At 38.2% G+C, this 20923-nt stretch carries 16 protein-coding genes; all 16 read right to left on the reverse strand.

Features of this window, described 5'->3' with window-relative positions; translation table 11 throughout:
- Positions 1-10: 10 nt before the first annotated feature.
- Positions 11-1306 (reverse strand): phenylacetate--CoA ligase family protein, encoded by a 1296-nt coding sequence (locus tag AO498_RS14005; RefSeq protein ID WP_067548965.1) that lies wholly within the window; start codon positions 1304-1306, stop codon positions 11-13.
- A 4-nt stretch (positions 1307-1310) separates the two neighbouring features.
- Complete coding sequence (locus AO498_RS14010) at positions 1311-2378, reverse strand: glycosyltransferase family 4 protein (RefSeq protein ID WP_067548967.1); 1068 nt, start codon at positions 2376-2378, stop codon at positions 1311-1313.
- On the reverse strand, positions 2368-3273 hold the full coding sequence (locus tag AO498_RS14015; RefSeq protein WP_067548970.1) for an NAD-dependent epimerase/dehydratase family protein: 906 nt from the start codon (positions 3271-3273) through the stop codon (positions 2368-2370). The genes AO498_RS14010 and AO498_RS14015 overlap by 11 nt, the downstream gene beginning before the upstream one ends.
- Positions 3270-4445 carry a glycosyltransferase family 4 protein gene (locus AO498_RS14020; protein ID WP_067548972.1) on the reverse strand — a complete coding sequence of 392 codons (1176 nt, stop codon included), beginning with the start codon at positions 4443-4445 and terminating at the stop codon, positions 3270-3272. Before AO498_RS14020 ends, AO498_RS14015 begins: the two co-directional genes overlap by 4 nt.
- Positions 4446-4447: 2 nt before the next feature.
- Positions 4448-5722, reverse strand: a complete 1275-nt coding sequence (locus AO498_RS14025) for an O-antigen ligase family protein (protein ID WP_148660245.1) — start codon at positions 5720-5722, stop codon at positions 4448-4450.
- 207 nt (positions 5723-5929) lie between these two features.
- Entirely contained in the window at positions 5930-7096 is a 1167-nt protein-coding gene (locus tag AO498_RS14030; RefSeq protein ID WP_067548978.1) for an acyltransferase family protein, read from the reverse strand.
- Positions 7093-8163: a glycosyltransferase gene (locus AO498_RS14035; protein WP_148660246.1), complete on the reverse strand. Its 1071-nt coding sequence runs from the start codon at positions 8161-8163 to the stop codon at positions 7093-7095. The genes AO498_RS14030 and AO498_RS14035 overlap by 4 nt, the downstream gene beginning before the upstream one ends.
- Entirely contained in the window at positions 8160-9281 is a 1122-nt protein-coding gene (locus AO498_RS14040) for a glycosyltransferase family 4 protein (protein WP_067548984.1), read from the reverse strand. Before AO498_RS14040 ends, AO498_RS14035 begins: the two co-directional genes overlap by 4 nt.
- 44 nt (positions 9282-9325) lie before the next feature.
- On the reverse strand, positions 9326-10459 hold the full coding sequence (locus AO498_RS14045; protein ID WP_067548987.1) for a glycosyltransferase family 4 protein: 1134 nt from the start codon (positions 10457-10459) through the stop codon (positions 9326-9328).
- A 150-nt stretch (positions 10460-10609) separates the two neighbouring features.
- Complete coding sequence (locus AO498_RS14050) at positions 10610-12019, reverse strand: glycosyltransferase family protein (RefSeq protein WP_067548990.1); 1410 nt, start codon at positions 12017-12019, stop codon at positions 10610-10612.
- Positions 12019-13875: an asparagine synthase (glutamine-hydrolyzing) gene (gene asnB, locus AO498_RS14055; protein WP_082792248.1), complete on the reverse strand. Its 1857-nt coding sequence runs from the start codon at positions 13873-13875 to the stop codon at positions 12019-12021. Before asnB ends, AO498_RS14050 begins: the two co-directional genes overlap by 1 nt.
- Before the next feature lie 4 nt (positions 13876-13879).
- Positions 13880-14956 carry a glycosyltransferase family 4 protein gene (locus tag AO498_RS14060; RefSeq protein WP_067548996.1) on the reverse strand — a complete coding sequence of 359 codons (1077 nt, stop codon included), beginning with the start codon at positions 14954-14956 and terminating at the stop codon, positions 13880-13882.
- A gap of 9 nt (positions 14957-14965) precedes the next feature.
- Complete coding sequence (locus AO498_RS14065) at positions 14966-16765, reverse strand: ABC transporter ATP-binding protein (protein ID WP_067548998.1); 1800 nt, start codon at positions 16763-16765, stop codon at positions 14966-14968.
- Positions 16766-16776: 11 nt separating this feature from the next.
- Complete coding sequence (locus AO498_RS14070) at positions 16777-17499, reverse strand: hypothetical protein (protein ID WP_067549001.1); 723 nt, start codon at positions 17497-17499, stop codon at positions 16777-16779.
- Between the two features lie 154 nt (positions 17500-17653).
- Complete coding sequence (locus AO498_RS14075; protein ID WP_067549004.1) at positions 17654-20041, reverse strand: GumC family protein; 2388 nt, start codon at positions 20039-20041, stop codon at positions 17654-17656.
- 2 nt (positions 20042-20043) lie between these two features.
- Positions 20044-20874: a polysaccharide biosynthesis/export family protein gene (locus AO498_RS14080; protein WP_236778605.1), complete on the reverse strand. Its 831-nt coding sequence runs from the start codon at positions 20872-20874 to the stop codon at positions 20044-20046.
- Between the last annotated feature and the right edge of the window lie 49 nt (positions 20875-20923).

A 20923-nucleotide genomic window follows, 5' to 3' on the forward strand; every position in this document is an offset into this window, starting at 1 on the left:
TTAAAGTATCCTATGAGAGGTGAGAAATAAAATCTCTGAGCTTCCCACCTTGCTCTCTAAAATTGTGGTTTTCGATCAGCGAAATTTCCAAATCATGAAAATACGCCTTCGATTCTTCAAAAATTAATCTTTCGATGTCAGGGGTAATTGGCTCCTTTAACCAAATCTGAAGTTTCCCCTTTTCATATTGGTGAGCCTGAAAATCAATTTTTAATCCTTGATTAAAATAGATGTTTTTGAAAATGTAATACAAGGTTAAACTCGGATAATTTCTGTTTTCACCTAAAATCTTTTTACCAATTCGACCTGTCACTTCTCGAATAACGGGGCTTTTCATTCCGCAGCTACATTGAAAGGAGCTGGGTTCCAGTTCTATTTGATCGCCTAGCTTGTAGCGGATAGATGGAAATGAAAAGGATTGTAAGTTGGTAACTACAATACCCAAATCTTCAGGATCTTGCTCTACAAAAACCCCTTCCATATTGATATGCATGCTTCCCTGAGGGCATTCAAAGGCTATGATTCCTGACTCTGTGGAGCCATATTCATTGGTGATTTTAGTCCCATAAACCTTCTTGGCAATATCCTGATAATGCGCAAATACCTTCTCAGAAGTACCTTTCACCAACTTCAATTGATCAAATTTGACCTTTTTGTCTTCCATCAGACAGGCTAACTCATAAATCATCGAGCTATACCCTTCAATAATTTCGACTTCTTGCAGACTTGTTTCCAGCTTTTTGAGTTTTGCCGGATCATAATCAAACAGGCGAAACCTATTCACTGAAAAATCAAGTAGTCGGAGTTTTAACCGTTTTAAGGTCGCCGTATTATATCCCCAAAAATACAACTTACGGTCCCAAGGAGTTGCGTTATACCAACTATACCCTCTCCAAATCGCAGCCCTATTAAAGGAATCCCAAGATTCATCCCGATGGAAAGTCAAGATTTCCCCTGAAGTCCCTGAAGTTTCTACAAAAAACCTTTTTTCAAAAAAGGAAGCTGGGGTGTGAATATCATCATTGAATTGAATCAGATCAGATTTTTCAGTGTAAGGAACGGTCTGAAATCCCCTTAAGGACCAATCGTCAATTGGATTGAATCCTACTTCTTCAAATCTCCGCTTGTAAAATGGACTATGCTGAAAAGCAAATATGGAAATTGCCTTGAGCCTTTCCTGATTTAGTTCATTGAGTTCCTCAAAAGACAAATTTTCAGTGGCTTTTAAGGAAGTATAATGTTGAAAAATAGATGGGTTTCGACGTTTAGCTCCTTTGAAAAAGAGCCATTTATGAAACTGTCCCATTTAATCAGGCATTAATTTGTTTAGGTAAAAACAATGCTTGATATCGGTCCCATATCCTTTTCATATTTTGGTCTAAATCAACATTCTGATCGATATAGGTTCTATTTTCAAGGACAGCAGATTGAAAACTTTCAGGTTTTTCGAGGTAATTCAAGATGGCTATAGCAATTTCCTCCGGCTGATTTACCCCTACCAAAAACCCGTTCTTACCATTTTCAATAAAGGCTCTTGTCCCTGGAAGATCCGTGACGATCGGAAAACAACCCGATGCCATTGCTTCAAAAAGAGATGCAGAAACTCCCTCCGTCTCGGGAACAGAAATATACATACTTGCCCTTGAAAGTAAATCAGGAAGATCCTCGTTGGGAATTCTACCTGTAAACTCAACTTGCTCTGTCAGATTTAAGTCAATTGCCATCTGCTCCAAATTTGGCATCAAGTTCCCATCCCCTACGATAATCACCTTGATATCTATATTTTTCTCTTTCAAAATCACCAAGGCATCCAAGATGTCAGAATGGTTGTAGACCGAAGTCAAGGACCTGGTTACCACGGCGAGCTTTCTATCTTTTTCTGGAAAATCAAAAAATCGGTATTTAGATAAGTCAATCCCTTTAGGCATGATTAAAATTTTATCTGGATTGGCTCCTGATTCAAGCATGGCAGGTACCATCACATCCCCCCAGGCATGGATCAAATCTGCTTTTTGATAGGCCTGCCTTTGAAAAAATGGCTTAATCATCAGTGAGAATTCAGTTAAAGGCCAAATATCAGTTATCCCTTGTTGAGCGACTACTCTTCGTTTTGCGTTAACAAAAATAGCGAAGAAACCATAACTTGTTGATCGTTCGGCAAGCACCAAATCATAGGATTTTTTCAGATTGGTGATGAGTATTTTAAAGAGGAAAAAGAGGAACATAAAAATCCTACCTGTTCTAGTTTTGGTGGATTTTACTTCTAAAGTTTCGATTTGAAGTCCTGACACTTTTTCGATTCCTTTAATCCAAGTCTGAGCGTCCGCACGATACGTTTCCCCTAGGAAAAGAATTTTTTTTGGAAGTTTATTTTTCAAGTCTTTCTAAATCTAAGTTGCCAATAACAGGGTTGGGTTTCCAATTTAATTCCCTGACTGCCTTTGAATCGTCAAAGGTTAAAGATGATTTTAATTTTTCAAGCCTATAAGTATTTAATGGGAATTTTGTCATCCTATCCCCAAACTTCGCCGCCCATTTGATAGGTTGAATAGGTAAAGTTTTGATGTTGGAGGAAAAATAGTTTGCCAAATACTCTTCCAATTCAACTAAAGAGGGATTGATTCCATCAGTAAGATTGTAAACTCCAGGCCTATATTTTATCTCAGCGACAAGTTTGGCCACATCAGATGCTAACACCATTGATTTTTGGGGATTTACACCTTTGATTCTAAAGTAAAAACCTTTTCGAATTGCATGAATCATTGCTTTTAGATTTCCTTGAACCTTTACCACTCCTGCCACCAAGGGTAACCTTAGAATGGTTAAGGAGATATTCCACTCCGCACAGAAATCAGCGATTAGTCGCTCAGCTTCCCATTTACTCTGCCCATAGGGGGTCGTAGGTTGAGGGACATATTCCTCCGAAATACCAATTCCTTGATCCAAACCATACACAGCCACAGTGCTAATGAAGATAAAATCCTTAGGTTTTTCAGGCATTGCGGCAATTCCCAAAAGTAGATTTTTTGTTCCTTGAACATTTACTTTAAAAAACTGATTCTTCTCAATTTCTGATTTTGGGACTCGATGAGCAAAACCAGCAGCATGGATTACTTTCGAAAGAGAAGGTAATTTGGGGATTTCAGAGGCTAAATCGATTTGAATTTGGTTGGATTTGCCTCTGCCCAAGGTGATCAATTCATCACCAAATTCTTGAGAAATGTACCCGCCTAAAAACCCGGATGCTCCTGTAAGTAAAACTTGTTTACTCATAAAGATTCCATTGCCTTGATGTACTCTTCACTCAATTTTGAGCGATCAAATCTATTCTCAGCCAACCTTCGGGCATTCTTTCCCATTCTTTCAGCCTCCTCAGGAAAATCGATCATCAACTCAAATGCCTTTGCAAAGTCATGAGGACTTTGTGGATCAACATTAATTCCACATTGAGTATGATTGACCATTTCAAAAATCCAGCCTTTCGTAGATTGAATTACAGGCACGCCAGCAGATAAAGAGTCAAAGAGCTTATTTGGGGAATTGGTATGCAATACCGGTAAATCTTTAAAGGTCACTAGGCTTGCCCGAGCATGAGCAAACCATTTTACCACATCTACTTTTGGGATTAATCCTAAAAATTCAACTTGTTCTTTTAATCCGTACTTATCTACCAGCTGAATAAGAAGCGGTTTTTCTGCCCCATCTCCAATAAACTTAAATCTATAATCCTTCCTTTTTAGAAGATGAAGTCCGTTCAAAATCTGACTACAATCATCCATTAATCCCAAGGATCCTGCATAAATAAACAGCGGTAATTCGGAAGATGAAGCTTGATCAGAATTTGGTTTAAACAGGTCTAAATCTGCAGAATTCGAAATAGTGAGGGTATTTGCCGAAGGCAACACATCAAGCACTCCCTGAGTCATTCCTGGAGAGCAAGTCACAATCAAATCCGAGTTCCGGTAAATCAATTTTTCAAATTTCAGTGCAAGTTTCTGAATAAATCCATTTTGCAACTTCCCTAACTCAATACCTCCCTTTGGCCACAAATCCCTGACTTCAAATACAAATTTTTTTCTTCTAAGAATCTTTGCTAGTAAACCAGGAATGGCGGTTGTAATTGGTCCCGAACTTGAAATCACGCAATCCGTAGGTTCAGTTAGCGCAAAATACACGGATACAAGCGCAAACCTCAAGGCGTTCCAGGCTCTTTTGAAAAATGAATCTTTATTGGAATCAGGAGAATTGATGACAATCAATTCCACTCCTTCGATCGTCTGTCTATGAATAAAGCCTTTAGCTCGAATATCAGATTTGTAATATGGAGAAGTAATGACAGTAACCTGATGACCTCGGCTTACCCATCTTCGAGTAAATTCGTAATATCTGGTACTCCAGCCTCCCTTTGGTGTTCCGAAGTATTGATAAAAAACCAAAATTCTCATGTTCAATTAGGAGAGCTTAGTGGGATTTTTTCTTCCGCCTCCTTCTTTTTAGCAATATTCGAATTCGTTCTTTCAAACACGGTAAGCATACTCAGACCGATCATCAATGGAGAAACGAAAGTTCTCATGGCCGCATGGAAACTCGTAAACAAACCAACGGCATACATGGCAAATAAAAGGCCTGCAATTGCCGGATTGAGACTTGATCGCAAAACTTTAAACCCATAATAGGAGAGCAAAATAAAGTAGGCTAAACCAAATAGACCGTGTTCGGCAAAAAGCCGGCTGAGTTCTACGTGCGCTACCACCCCTTTCATTCTATCCCGCATGTAGCGGGATGCTGCCACTCCAACTCCAGTAACAGGATGGTCAGCCCATAATTCAAGATCACCAAGAAATATATCTAAGCGGCCTGAGGTAATGATATTTAAACTTTTCTCCTTAATCCCCGCATAGGTTCCTGCTGTTTCACCTTGGTAACGCAAAATAAGTAAGCCATCGGTCAGTCGATTGACAATAAAAAAAGAGCCTATAATTAACAGAAAAGCGGGGATCAGGTACTTTCCTATTCTGACTAATCGATACTTGATTATTTCCTTTGCATTTGCTTTTCTGAGATAATATAACACCACAAAAATTCCCAAAAATCCAGTCATCATCCCTCCTCTTGAAAAGGTAAGAAGACCTTGAATCGTGAACAACATCAGAAGCGCCGTATCCAACATACGATATCCTGAAAGCCTCCACTTATTAATCCAAAATATAAAGACAAAAAAAGCTGCCAGACCCAATCCAGTCGAAACCTGATTAGAACCAAAACCACCTGCCACCGCAGAATTTGCACTCAAATTAAATTCTACATCTTGGATGTCTGGAGTTCTAAAAATGGCAAATGAAAACACAGCCACCATCGGATAGATCATCAATCTTAAATAGTGGAGCATCATAAACTTTGACACTCTTTTTCCTTTGAAGAAAAGAATAGCCAATGCCGTATTCATTGGGCCCATGAAATTGAAAATCACATCCAGAAAAGATACCTCTCCGGATTTCTCAATGAATAAGCTTGGAATCAAAAGCACAACCATCCAAAATGCTGGCCATGCGGTAGTTTTGTACTTTAAAATTCCCCCTACCAGGAGAAGAAAAAGTAAATATTTCCCCATTTCATAAGGAATAAAAGGGGATGATTGAGCCATCCGTGCAATGATTTCAAAGGCGATGACATAAACCAATAAGCCGATATACACTGTGACTGGAGCTTTTGGTCTCAGCAATACAATTAGCGATGAAAATAAGACCAAATAAAACCATCCAATGAGTACAAAGGGGGTAAAAATAGAAATCAAACCCAGTATAAAATGGATTGAAATCAAAAAGACAGGGCTCTTTATTTTAAGAAAATACTTAATCAATTCTCATGGATTTAAACTTGACTTTGCGAATTCAAAAACTTCGCTAGACTAATTTTTACTCCTCTTTTTTCAGGACTTCATTTTTAATCGATTCAACAATTTAATATGCCAATCTTTTGCCATACACGGCTTTTCGATCAAGACGTAAAATAGACCTGAAATAAGCATTAATCCCGCTAAAACCGGAAAAAGAAATATCCAAAAATTGGTGGAGTATTCATCGCCAACCACAAACTTTTGGACAAACTGAGAGGTCAACCCAAAAAATGGAAGATGGATCAAATAAATAGAATAACACATCCCTCCGACTAAATACACTCCAGGAATCGTTAAAAATCGATTAAAGATAATGGACTTGAATGCAGAGATGAAAAGAAAAAACATAGCGACATTAAAACCTACCTGATTTAAAAACTGGGCTTGGGGCTTATATCCTAAAAAAATTCCTAGAAGACTTATTCCTGCTACTAAATCCCAAAAGATGGATTTTTTTTCAAGCCAAGTTTTTTGAGTTAGGTAGACATAAGCAAATCCAATCCCTACCATGAAATGGCTGAAAAATCCTGAAATATTGGCCATCATGCCATATGTACCTTGGCTCAAATAAACCCCTCGAAGGTAGATTGAACCAAAAAACAAGATCAACCCTAACCCTAAAGCCAGCCATTTAGGCCTTTTTTTGGACAAGGCAAATGCTGCTAAGAAAGGAATCAAAATGTAAAACTGAACCTCGGTCTCTAAGCTCCAAGTCACAGGATTGATCACCGAATATTCATTGAAAATGGGCGTATGAACATAAAATACAGTGGCTAAGAAATGGGGCAGAAGTTCTTTAAATGACCCATCAAGCACAACTAGATGCACCAAGAAAAACCCAAAAACGGCAATCAGGAAAGGAGGTTCTAAGCGGGTCAAGCGACGGACAAAATAATTTTTCAGCCCAACTTTGGGTCCCTTAAACCAGTAATAATTGAAAAATGGAATACTTAGGATAAACCCACTGATGGCAAAGAATAATTTGACTCCAAAGTCCATTCTAGAAAGCCACCAGCCGGCAGTATCGATTCCATCTGTTGCCACATCCATGATCACCGATCCGTCCAATTGCCTCCAAAGCAAATAATGGAAGTGGAAAATCACTACGGTGCCAATAGCCAAAAACCGCATTCCATCTATCTCAGGAATAAAGTTTTTGGAGGAAGTTGATCTTCGAAATGTTTTTATCCAAAAGTTCATACCGCTGACACGAATGATGAATAGGCTGAAAAGAAAGCAGCAGAGCCATATTCGACTTCAATTTTTTGTTTTAAAGCCCTTCCTTTTTCTTCTCCATGGTCAGAAGATCCGAGTAATTTCTCCATTGCATCAGCAAGTGAAGGAGCATCTGAGGGAGGAATCAGGTAGCCATATTGATCCGAAGAAATCACCTTATCACAATCACCGACTTGGGTACAAATGACTGGAAGAGCTGCAAGACCATATTCCAACAATGCCACAGGCAGCCCTTCCGAATCGGAAGACAGTATGCCTGCATGACAGCAGGCCAAATAATCTTCAACTTGCAAGGAGGGGCCTTTCACAAGGATAAAATCGGATAAATTTTCCTCCTTTATTCGATTTAGGATAGATTCGTAAAGCTCCTTTTCGACGATTTCCCCAACCATTACCACCTCGAAATCTTTCCTTCTTTCCTTTAACAAGGCTACTGCTTGAATCAAATTGAAATGATTTTTTTGAGCTCTAAAATTAGCCAGATGGAGAAAGGTAAACTTGGTATTTTTGGTTGTTTTGGGGAGAATTAGAAATGGAAAATTTTTTAAGGTAATAATTTGTTCAGGCTTAAGTGGAAGATTTCCCCTCCAGTAAGAAGTCAATTTATCATTGACAGTAATTACTTTATCAATCCACTTAGATAAAGGTACCATCTCCTTTCTCGGATATTGATCCAATTGATCACTAAGACCAAAATGGTCATGCCATACCAATTGAAATTTACCTGAGAGAATTTTTATCCCTATGGCCCAAAAAACAGAGGTGCTATGGGCATGAAAAATTTGGGGTCTAAACTTCCTGACCAGTTTCAACAACCTCATAAAAGCTCCGAAGTCAAATGAGTTTTTCTTTTCTAAAAAGTGAAGGTTGATTTCTCTTGGAACTTTACTAGACATTCCTCCCGAGCGCCGACTAACTACTAAATGACTTTCAAAACCTTGATCAGCCATCACTTTTGCAATATTGATGCTCATACGCTCGGTTCCTCCCATTTCAAGGGTATCGACCATTTGAAAAAATACTTTACTCAATTTTGAATCAATTTTTTGATTTCTGATTTGAATTGTTCCATGGTGAATTGCCTTGACCAATCCATGGCTTCCTGACTCAATTGGTTATATCGATCAGGATTTTGCAGGAGGTTTACGATTTCATTGCACATCTTTTTAGGGTCAGGTTCAACCAAAACTCCTCGACTACCTTGACCGATCATCTCAGGGACACAGGAAACTCGCGTAGTAATGGGAATACACCCCCAAAACATTGCCTCTGCAACCGCCTTTGGCCATCCTTCACTGGAGGAAGCAAACAACAAAAAGTGAGAGGTTGCATATTCGTCCTTCAATTGATCGGCTTTGACATTACCATGCAAGTGGATTACCTCTTGTAAAGAATTGTCCAGGGCAAATCGCTCAATTTTTTCCCTTTCCGGTCCTTCGCCATATAACTGTAAGGAACAGTCAATTCCTTGCTGCTTCAGAAAAAAAACAGTTTGGCAGCTCACGAGAGGATTTTTTCCAGAACTCAAAGTCCCAACAAAGATAAGTTTCAAAGGACCAAGCAAGGGTCTTGGAGGTGTGTTCTTTACTTCCTTTTCAAAATAAGTTGCCGTGAAAAACGGCTTAAGATTTCGATTATTAGGCTGCCAATCTCCATAGACAAGAACATTCATGTTTTTGGTAAGGGCCTGATTGGACAAGAGCTTTTGTTGAAGGCGGTAGCTGAATGGCTGTAAACTAGAAGGGTCCCAGTTCCCGGCATATTTGGCTGTCTTCTTTTTACCGGGAAAGAATATCTGTGCAAAGGAAGCAACCAACCCCATGTTTCCAGGACATCTTAAATGCAGATGATCCGCCCTTCTCATTTCTTTGAATACAGTCAGGAAGATGCCAGGTAAATGAAGGGCCGTTTGAAATCGTGACTTCCAAGTCAATAAATTAATAGGAGGAACTTCAACAAATCGAAGAGATGGATGGATATAGGGTAAATCTATCGGATTTAGAGTTTGCTCTGGTAGCAATGGTGCCACGACAACCACCTCCGTAACAAACTCAAACCACAAATTCATTTCCTTAACATAAGGTCCGTAACCAAAATATTGGCCATTGTGAAGCTTATGTTCGACATGAGTAAGTATTAAAAATTTCAAACCGTGAGAATTAGGAGAGAGTGGAAAAAGTTTATTTCTATTGTTTAAAGAAGGGAAGTATAAAAGGAAATGTTCTTTTCTAGAATATGAACGATGTTAAATTGACCATTTACCTTTCGGCATCCATTGATAGCCCTCCTTTTCATTTCATCTTCATGATCAAAAATATCAGCCAACTTTTCGGAAATATCTTTCGGGTCCCAAGGATTACAAAGCCAGCCAGATTCCCCATGCTCAACCACTTCTGGTCCAGGGCCCGTCTCGGTATAAAGTACCGCTCTCTGTGTTGCCATTGCTTCTGGTGCTACTAGCCCTAAAGTTTCGATATGCGAAGGAAAGGCACAGACATGGGCTGAGGCATAGATTTCAGGTAAGGATTTCTGATCCACTGGACCATGAAATTCCAAGTGCTCCATAATTTTTTCAGGGATGGATGCAATGAGTTTCTCCTTGTAAGAACGTCCTTCCGAATCCATCCAATCCCGCCCATAAATATGAAGTTTAAGTAATGGATATTTTTCGATGAGATATTCAAGAGAAAGAACCAATTGTCGAATACCTTTTTTCTCAATTAGGGTTCCTGCAAATACAACTTTGAATGGAATTATTTTCTCAAAAGGCTCTGGCTTAAACCGCTGCAGGGCAATAGGGTACATGATCACATCCAAGGGACGGCCCTTCATGTTTAACAGTTTACCGGTGTGATTTACCACGTATTGAGAGACGCCAATAAAACCATCTGCCTTGGAAAACGAGCGCTTTTCCTGAAAGGCTTTCCACCGATTCACAGAGCGTCGCTCACCTTCTGCAAAAAAATGATGACCACCATGAAGTCGAATGACATATCGAATTCCTGAAAGCTTAGATATAAAAGCTAAGCCCAACTCGGAACTTTCTACGATATCGATGGGATTTTGCAGATGGATATGCTTGAGCTGTGTATTGATTGCTTTAAAATTATAATGCCAAGCCAATCCCTTTATCTTAGAAAATGCAACGTAATGGATTTGAACCCCTTCCCGTTGTACTATCTTAGATTTACCAGAAGTACCATTGATCACGGATACCTGATGTCCAGCTGCTACCAATGCAGGACAGATTACTCCCAAAAAGCTTCCAATTCCACCATGGGGTTCACCCGGAACAGGATATTCATTAGTGAGGTAACAAATGTGCATGGGTAGATGATTAAATTTTAAGATATCTAGCAGGCTGTTGAATTTTATTAATCAAACCTGACCTAGGTTGAAATTTGAAAAACCCATCAGGAATGGGTTTTTTATTGAATCAATTTTATTGAATAGATAATCGAAAATGCCTGAATAAGATCAAGCTATAATTCGATTTTTTGATGCCAGTACGAGAGATTCCAATGCATCAGCTACTCTGAGGAAAGCTGGTTGTTGAGGATTTGGTGCTACAATTTTATTAAACCATTCTCCTTTATCTGGAGCAAATTGATCGGGTAACTCCAAAGCCTTTTTAACCTTTTCTTTGATTTCAGAAGGTGAAAAAATATATTCTACAGCCTTTAAATCACCCATAGAGCGAAAATGCTGGTAATTATAAATGGTTTTGACAGACCAATTTTTTAAGGCTGTTGCATGATCGTAGTTTAGGTAAAAGGCCAAATTCCCAAATACCGAAAAATCGAGTGCCATGGTTGACCCCATGTTCAAAACAATTTTGCAGTGATAGGTCAGGTTGACCAAGTCGACGAGATCCTCATACAATGGAAAATAATTCCCCCAATGAGACCCTTTTTTCCATTTAGGATTTAGGAGCTTGATGAAGGAATATTCCTTTAATACCTGCTTAAACCGATCAACAGATTCCACTGGAACAGGTCTAAATAATAGCTCACAATCTTCCAATTGGGATACTTCGCGCGCCACATCCTCCAGGTACAAGGGGTCATTTGGAGAAGTCAATGAATCACATCCAGAGAAGCAAATCCAATTTTTTGCGCTATCTAGGCCCATTTTTGAGGCAAATTCTTCTCGACTCAAGAGGATATCTTTTTGGAAATAAAAATCGAATTGAGGTGTTCCCGTAATTTCTATTTGAGATGAAGAAATATCTGGAAAATAAAATTCCAGTTCATTTTTCATATAGGGACTCCAAACCAAATACTGATCCGTTCGAAAAGGCAGTCGAGCTTTGGGAAGATTGTCCCAAGAAAAGATTGCAGTCGAGGTTGGGATTTTTAAGGACTTGGCCGCTTCTATTGCCGGTGTGACCGAATACACACGTTGATGGGTACAGAAAAGCAAATCAGGGTTTAGTTCCTTCAAAAAATCGATCGCTTTCTTAAATCTTTTGGATCTTCTGATGACACTAAATCCTAACTCCTCGAGGCGATTTGCTCCACGATCAGAACGAAACGATTTCCCTAACATTTTTGCAAGTTTAAAAAGTAATTTGCCTGAAAATGAGGAGGAACTTTCTGTCCAATTGGTCAAAATTGTTGGATTATCTGTTTTTGAAACGTTTTGAATCAGTCTAGAATATCTAGCAGACTCTCGAAACAACTTAATCCAAAAACTATCTGGCTCATGAACAAATTCATATTGTTCAAATTTAACTTGCAAATGATTCTCTGCAATCTGAATCATTTGACTATCCAGACTATGCCAAAGAATAATTTCATGCCCCCTGGATGTAAGCTCTTTGATCACATCTGAGTACAAGTAATTCCGGATACCGATCCCGTCAGGGATAAGAAAGCAGATTCGCATTAAGAAATTGTAATTTCTTGTTTCAAATGAAAAACCCGTAACCAAACTTCCAAGACCAAAACGGAATAGAGTATTCTCCCCCATTTCTGCTGAGGCTGGGTACGGTGTTGTTGAAGAATAGATAGGATTTCCGATGAATTAAAATCAAAAAACTCCTCCGAGAGCCCTTCTTTTAAAAATTGCTCTAAATACATCCCCCATTCATTTTTAAGATATTCAGCATAAGGAAAAGAAAATCCCTTTTTGCTTCCTTGATGCTCATACCCTGCAAATTCCTTGTAAATAGATCGGGTCAGTTCCTTATCTACTCGAGAGGGCATCAATGAATCGAGGGAAGATTTAAAAGAGATATCAACCAACCTATGATCCAAAAATGGAGCTCTTACCTCCAAAGAACTTGCCATGGAGGCTGTATCTACTTTAAACAAAAAATCGCTTGGAAGTCGGGTTTCCACATCAACTCCAAATGAAAGTTTCTCGATGTTGGAAGAGTAACTTTCCATGAGTTCTTGTGCCTTTTTGAGAACCGTATTCTGAGACTTACTCCGTTTGAAAATTTTTGAAAAATTTCCGGACAGGTTCGTCTTGAAGTAAAAGCCTTCCCATCCTGCCCATTTAAACCTGTTTTTGTCAGAGAAAAATTTGGAAGAAAACTCTGGCATCACCTGGTAGGCCGAATTCATCAACTCAAAACCTATTTTTGGAAAAATGGATTTGTTTTCAAGAAATTGAGCTGGTTTCCGGTACGAACCAAAGACTTCATCGCCGGCGTCTCCTGAGAGCATAACCTTGGTATGTGAACTTATTTGGTTGGTTACCAAATGAGTTGGAATCAAGGAGGCATCAGCTAAAGGCTGAACATGCTTTAACAATTTTGCTAAAACTTGAATTGAGGAAGGATTGATAGAAACGATCTCGTGATTGATTTGCAGCTTCTTCGCAAATTGAGAGGCTTGCTCTACTTCATCCGATTCAGAATCTCCAGATGACATCGTGATAGCAAGGATGTCTGATTTGATTTCCTTGGCCATAGCAGTAATTATGGAAGAATCAATTCCAGAACTTAAAAAGGTAGCCACAGGGACATCCGCATGGAGTTGATCTTCGACAATGGACTGCAACAGGTGTTTTACCTCAGACTTGAGCACTGAAAAAGGTGGAGAAGAAGAAACAAGCGTAGGATATTGATAGTACTTTTTCCAGGATACGTTCATCCCTTCCACTTGGAAATGGGTCGCTTGTGGGAAAACCCTGACCTGCTGGTAAATGGTATGATGGCTTGAAATATACATTTGCTCCATCAGATCAACCACAGCGTCTTGATTAATCGTCAATTCATAAGGATAAATCTCACGAAGTGTGGCGAGTTCAGAAGCAAAGTAAAATGATGAATCATCCTCGATAAACAAAATGGGCTTTTCCCCAAACCGATCCCTTGCCATAAAAATCTGCTTGGTCAAGGTATTGTAAATCACGAATGCGAACATCCCTACAAGCTTTTCCAAGAAATTTGGCCCAAAAATATGGTATCCTACCAATAAAATTTCAGTATCAGAATTGGTTCTAAACTCCGCGCCTAGGGATAAGAGTTCTTCTCGGATTTTCTTGTAATTGTAGATTTCACCATTAAAAACCACAACAAGATTCAAGTCTTCCCGATGGAAAGGCTGGTTGGCGGCTGAGCTTAGGTCAATAATGGACAATCGATTATGTCCAAGAACCACCTTACTGTCTTGCCAGATACTTTGGGCATCAGGACCTCTATGGTGTTGGATGTCGAGTGCACTTTTTACAGCATCGACTTCCATGACGGAAATCTCTCCTGACTTTTTAATAATCCCGACTATGCCACACATACGACTACTGTAATGCCTCTTTAAACTTTTCTTCCCAGTTTTCTACAGGATGAAATTCCCGTAAGAATTGTTCGTCTGGGGTATAATTTCCAACATATCGAATTGCCGCAGTGATATTGGAGAGCCATTCTTCCAAAATGTTAGGCGATTCGACAAAAAATGAGGCTGGATGATTTTCCAAAACCTCTGGAATTCCGCCATTTGTAGATGCCACAATGACATTTCCACATTTTGCTGCCTCTACCAAGGAAAGTCCAAAACCCTCATCCCATAAGGAAGTAAAACAATACACGTCACTTGCCTGCAGATATGTTGGTAATTCCTGATTAGGAAGCTTACCCAAGAATTTCACATGTGTCCCGAAATCTACCTTGGCACTTAGATTTCCTATAATCTGAAACTTAACTTGGGGGAATTTGGCAAGAATGAAGGGGATAAGTTTTAAAAATAGTTTTAATCCCTTTTTGGGTCTGTCATTTGAAAGCCAAGTAATAAGGATATCCTCCGATGAATAACCCAATTTGGATCTGATATCTTTTTTAGCACTCGGATTTAATGGGAAATACCGCTTGGAATCTACTCCATTGCCTACAATCGAAACTTCCGGTGTAAATTCTTGATGGATATTTTTTGTTTTTTTATATCCCAATTGAGTCAAAAACAGCACTTTATCCACTTCATGAATCCAATCTCCTGTGGTCTTAAATGCATGTCCGTGAAACGAGTAAATCAATTGAAATTTTTTGCCCTGCATTTTAAGTGCTGCAAACCCTGCCAATAAAATAATATCGTCCATGACGATAACTTGGGCTTGCTGATCAGGAATTCCCAATTTTTCAAACGCTCGAATAAATTCAGAGGAACGATAGTAAGGGCTTTCGAAATAGGCAAACCATTTGGATAAAAATGGGACGCGTTTCTTCTTCGAGCAATAGATAAATTTAGATTCTGAAGGCAGATTTGGACAAAGAAAAAAATCTATAAAATCTGGATTTTTCTGATAGAACAAAGTTATCCTTTGTGTCCAACTTCCGATTTTTTGATCGGAAATACTCGTATTTGAAACAAGAATGCGCTTCATTTTATGAGATCAGAACTCTTGGAGTTCAACCATCTTACGGAACTGTTCATTAGATTGAAGCAGTTCTTGGAAATTTCCTGATTCAAGAATTTTACCGGATGACATCAAGGATATCACATCGGCTTTTTTCACAGTACTGAGGCGATGTGCGATGATGAGCATTGTATATTTTCCCATCAGCAGATCAATATTATCTTGAATTAACTTTTCAGTCTCTGAATCCAAAGCAGAAGTGGCCTCATCAAAAATCAAAATATCTACATCCTTAAATAATTCACGTGCAATAGAAACACGTTGCTTCTGCCCCCCACTGATCAGAATGCCATTATCTCCCAATCGGGTATTTTCCTTTTCGGGAAGGGAATTGATAAACTCATCCAACTTGGCAAGTTGGATCGCCTTTTCAAAATTTTTGCGAGACTCAGGTGTATCACCACTCCACAAGGTAATGTTGTTGAAAATCGAATCATTAAAAATGACGGGCTCCTGAGTAATGTAGCCGAATCGTTGTCGATAGGTAGATAAATTCACCGAATCTCTTGGTAAACCATTCACCAATAGTTGTCCTTCCACTGGATTTAATAATCCTACGATTAGATTAACCAATGAGGTTTTGCCACTTCCACTTTCCCCAACAAATGCGTAGGTCTTTAGAGAATGAATATCCAATGAAATATCTTTAAGAACCTTAAAGCCATTTGGATATTGAAAAGAAACATGATCCAATTCCAAGGCTTCAATTCTTTTAATCTCAGGATCTTTGCGGATAAATTCTTTGCCTTCATTAAACTCATTGATCAATTCTACAGAAGATCGAAGGCCTCCAATATTAGAAATAAATCCTTGCCAGCTTCCTTGAAGAGTAACTACGTAATTCAAGGCTCTATAGAGAAACATCAAGCTCAAAACAATGGAAGCCATGGAACCTCCCAAAAAATTAACCTGAACTACGATAATAGCTACTACAATGGTCAAAATCAAAGGCTCTCTTGCACTTGACATGATGGCGTTATATACCCCAATTTTCCGCTGATTACTTTCAATCCGATCAATTATATCCTTGAGTTTATTTTTATAAGAATTAAAGTAATCTGTGGCTTTTAAATACTTAAAATTATAGACAGCTTGTACTAAATAGCTTTGATAAACATGCCCTAAATTGGAAAGGCCCACAGAAGCTATTTCCGTGTTCTTGAATAATATTCTAAAAACAATATTGGATAAATACCCTCCCACTCCTACTAATATGGCAAATTGGAAGTTGGTCATCATCGCTAGACCGACATAGACTAAAAGTAAGACAGCGTGTTGGACAGAGTTAAAATAAGCTAAAAACCCATAGGTAAGTTTGATTCCTTCAGAACCCAAGGTGTTTTGAATTTTACCTGAATCAAGATTCAAAAAATTCCGATACTCCAAATTACTTAGGCCTTCTACAAGCCCATATCTTAATTTTTTAACAAATCGGTTTTGAATTTTGATTTTATACCATCCGTCGACAAATTTCAGTACTGCCTTGGTGGTAAATAAAATCACCATCAATACGATAACAGTATTCAAATTGACATCTAGCCCAATTTTATTCAATCCATCTAGCAAAAATTTGAGCTCTCCAAGCGATTCAGAAGTAGAATCTAAGGTAGTGGGTCCTGCTGCTAATTCAAAAACCGGAATAAACATGGCAAGTCCAAATCCATCTAATATTCCTACAAAAATGCTAAATGAGATAAGGATAAATATTCGATATCCTATGTATGAATAAAAAAATGCGAAGTGTCTAAAATACTTCTTTGAGAAATTTTTCAACATGTCAATTATTTTCAAGCTCTATGCTTGAATACAAATTTTTTAACTTTATAGTAAATGTTATACTTCAATATTTTCAAGAAATTGAAGCTTACCCGTTCGTCGTGTGTTCCATCATAGGCATCGTAGGCAGGATATTTTGGCCACAAGTTTAATTCGCCTCCCTCTTCTACGAGATAAATTAAAACCGCTTTGATGAAAATATTTTCCATAAATACGAGCTTTTCTTCGTTAAGAAACTTCGCTGCATTAGGATAAAAATATCGGGTATAAAAGTCCTTTTTCATCAACATCAAACGGGTGTCTGCCCATCTCAAATTTCTGGTAGGATTCACATAGAAATACTTTTCTACCTCGTTAGTCCCCTTGATCATGGCGGTTATATTTTTAATGATATACCGTCCAGAAATTTTGATGATATAGTCCTTTTCAGCTAAAAAACGTGAATTTTCAAGAGCATAATTGATTATCTCAACCTCTCCCCAAGACTTACCAAGGACACTTTTTTCGGAATAAAAAGTGAGATATTCTAGATTTGGAAATTTTTCTTTAAGGGATGATATTTTAGCTGAGTCATAATTTGAATTCTCAACGAAAACTACTTTGAAGCCCTTTGAAAGATAGAATTTTAAGGCTTTGTAATAATCCATTTCTCGATCAAAAACATTTGCTCTTCCTGTTTTAGATGTTTCTAGAAATGGTTTAATCGTACCCGTAAGTAATAAAACCGCTTGCATTAGTTAGAAAGTCTTTATTGACAACTTACCTATTAATTAATTAATAAATGGCAAGTTTCAATTGAGGCAAAGTTGAAATTTGTTTTAATAACCAATAATTGATGATCGCGCATTACCTTGCCCAAATTTGTAATCCAAAGATCATCAGGGTGAATTATCCTTTCAATTTCCGCCCAAAAAAGCCACTCTTCTTTTTATCGTCTTCATAATACCCATAGCCATAGCCATAAGTATATCCATAGCCATAAGTAACTTTAGATCCATCTACACCATTAAATACCCCATAGATATTTCGGAGACTTTTGCTAGTCTTCAATCCATTCAATGAATCTACAAAAGTTCTCAAGCTATAATTTTGTCTAAATACAAAAAGGGAAATGTCTACATGAGGAATAAGATCCAAGGTCTCACTCACCAATCCTACCGGTGGTGTATCAAGGATGATTATTTCGTAAGTATTCTTGAGTTCAGAGATTAAATTTTCGAAGTTTTTGGTAAACAAAAGTTCGGCAGGATTTGGAGGAGTAGGTCCAGAAACCAAAATGTCAAGATTATCAAAGCCCGATTTTTTAATCACTGATTTCCAATCTGCTTGACCACTTAAGACAGTGGATAATCCTTCGTCATTTTTGATTTTAAAGTCTTCAAAAATCTTTGGCTTCCTCATATCACAGCCTACTAGAACTGTTTTCTTTCCAGTTAAGGAATAGACAGAAGCTAGATTCATCGCACAAAAAGTCTTTCCCTCTCCAGAAATGGTAGAAGTCACCAGAATTGTAAGTTGATTTTCTTTTGGAGTCAGGAACTTGATATTTGCCCGAAGAGACCTGAACCCTTCAGCAATTCCAGATTTCCCTTGTTCGAATACTACCAGATTGGTTTTCTTTTTATTGTATAGGATGGTAGAAAGCAATGGTATCTTGAGCTTTTTCTCCAAATAAACGACATCCTCAATTCGAGTACGGGTAAGCTCACGAATCAACACAAACAATACGGGAAGCATAAATCCTAAAAATATCCCCAAAGAATAGTTTCTGGTAGGGATAGGACTTACAAGAAACCCTCCACGTGCTGGTTCGATAATTTTGTTTTCAGCCTTATTTGAAGCTCTGGTGATCGCTGATTCGGCTCTTTTTTCCATCAAAAAGTTGTACAAACTTTCATTTAGGGTGAATTGTCTTTCAAGCCTAATCAAATTTTGCTCAGTTTCTGGAAGATTTCTGAAAGAGCCTTCGATTTCATTGATCCTTTTTTCAAGGTCTTGAATCAAGAGCGCTGAATTTTTATCTACGTTTTTTAAAACTTCCCGAATGGAAGCGTTAAGATCTTTGATCTTATTATTAGTGCTGTTAACCTGAGGCGCTTGTTCCGTAAGAGTTGCCAGCTGTCTAGACTTTTCTACTTGTAGTTCCAGCAAGTTTGAAATCAAAGAGTTTAGAATGGGATCTTCGATACCAATACCTGAGGGCACTACCAAATCATTGTATTGTTCTCTTACCAGGTAATCTGCCAAGTTTTTGTAATAAGTACGCTTAAACTCCTCTTGTCTTTTTTGCGCCTCCAATTCTGTCAACTGACCATAGACTTGACTACTTTCTGCTTCAAGGTTGTAGGTCTTGTTTCGAGATCGAAAAGATTGAAGTTCATTTTCAAACTGTTGCAAATTATCAGAAACTCCTGCTACCTGACTATCAATGAAATTCACCGTATTAGTTGCTATGGAGTTTTTTTCCTCAAGCTCTAAGGCCAAATACGTTTCCATGAGGGTATTCAAGTAGACTTCACCCTTTTTTACATTCGGCGTATTGATAGCCAATTCCAAAATTGAACCTTCCTTTTGGATCGACTCTACTTGAAGGCTTGATGCATATTGTTGCACCAAGGACTCCAAATCCCTAAACTTGACTAATATCTCTCCTGATTCTTCAGCGCTGGTGTTTGTAATTTTTATTTTATAATTATTGGTTTGGATCCACTCTCCAAAGGCATGATTTTCAGGACCTGGGATTATTTCCAACTTTGCTCTTGAACCATCGGGTAGGTATTTGGAATAATTATCTTCCTCAAAAGTGAAGGTATAACTACTCTTATCCTTCCATGAAATCGTCAAAAGGCCGCCTGTAATCTGAGGCTGTGTCCAATCTACTTCAATAAGGATGGGACTCCCCCCATAAATTTCATTATTGATAAATGTTCCTCTTTTGTAATATTCTACTCCAAAATCAAGTTGACTCAAAGCCTCTCTCGCTATCGGTCTTGACTTGATGATAGTCATCTCATTGACGAGACCATTTTTGGCCGTTCCTTCAATGGTCGGAGCCTCGAAAAGAGAGAAACCCTTGTCATTATCTTTAATGTAAAAAAGACCTGAAACCTTGAATTGTGGTACAGTCATACGGGTATACACATAGGATCCCGCTAAAAACAAAAAAGTAGAAATCAAAATATATGGCCAAATGGCTATAATTTTTGGAAATACCGATTTGATATCAAAAGAGCTCTCTTCAGATAAAAAATCCTGTTCTTCTTGATTAAAACTCATGATTAGTTATTTCGAATAAATGTAAGTACCAAAGCCAAGGCTGTGATAGAGGTAGATATTAGGGTGATTGTCTCGACAAAGGTGTTGCCAGCACCTATAGCTCTTACTTTCATAGGTTCTGCGTAGATCAGATCATTAGGTTTTAACCAATAAAATTCTGAATTCAATAAGCTTCTATCCAGGAGGTTAATTTTATGAATTTGACTTCCGTCTGGATATTGTCGAATTAATAATACTTGGTCTCTTTTCGCCACTCGATTTAGATCCCCTGCGAAAGCAATTGCCTCATAAATGGTAACCCGATTCTGAAGTAAGGTGAATTTCCCAGATCTATTAAATTCTCCCAATGCACTGAAACGAATCCCTCCTAGCCTAACTCTGACAAAGTATTCATTTTCATTTACGAATCTCCTGACTTCTTTCTCCACAAGTTCCTTTGCTTGGTCTGTATTCAGACCGACTAATGAAACCTTTCCGATCAGAGGAAGTTCCACTTCTCCATTTTCATCAATGGTATATCCATTCATGAAAAAAACATCTCCTGCTCCTTGTCCTCCAGCCATTTGATTCATGCCTTGCTGGGTATTATTCACCGAACCTAGCAATTCGTTCATTTGAGGATCAGTCGTAACAATATTGATTTCTACGATATCGTTGATTTGAAGAAGATAATCTTCTTTGAGGTAAGGATACTTTTGACTGGATTCTACCAATGGTCCTGTAGATTCCGCCAATTCTTGCATGTAAATCAACTTTTTATTGGGAACACAAGAAAAAAGAAATGCTCCTGAGATTAGGGCAATAATGGATACTTGTTTTAGTCTAAACTTCATATAACAATCAAATACTTTACAATCTGTTAATTGGCCTTTAATTTCAATA

Origin of the sequence: Algoriphagus sanaruensis (genome assembly GCF_001593605.1) — a bacterium.
In the GTDB taxonomy this organism is placed as follows: domain Bacteria; phylum Bacteroidota; class Bacteroidia; order Cytophagales; family Cyclobacteriaceae; genus Algoriphagus; species Algoriphagus sanaruensis.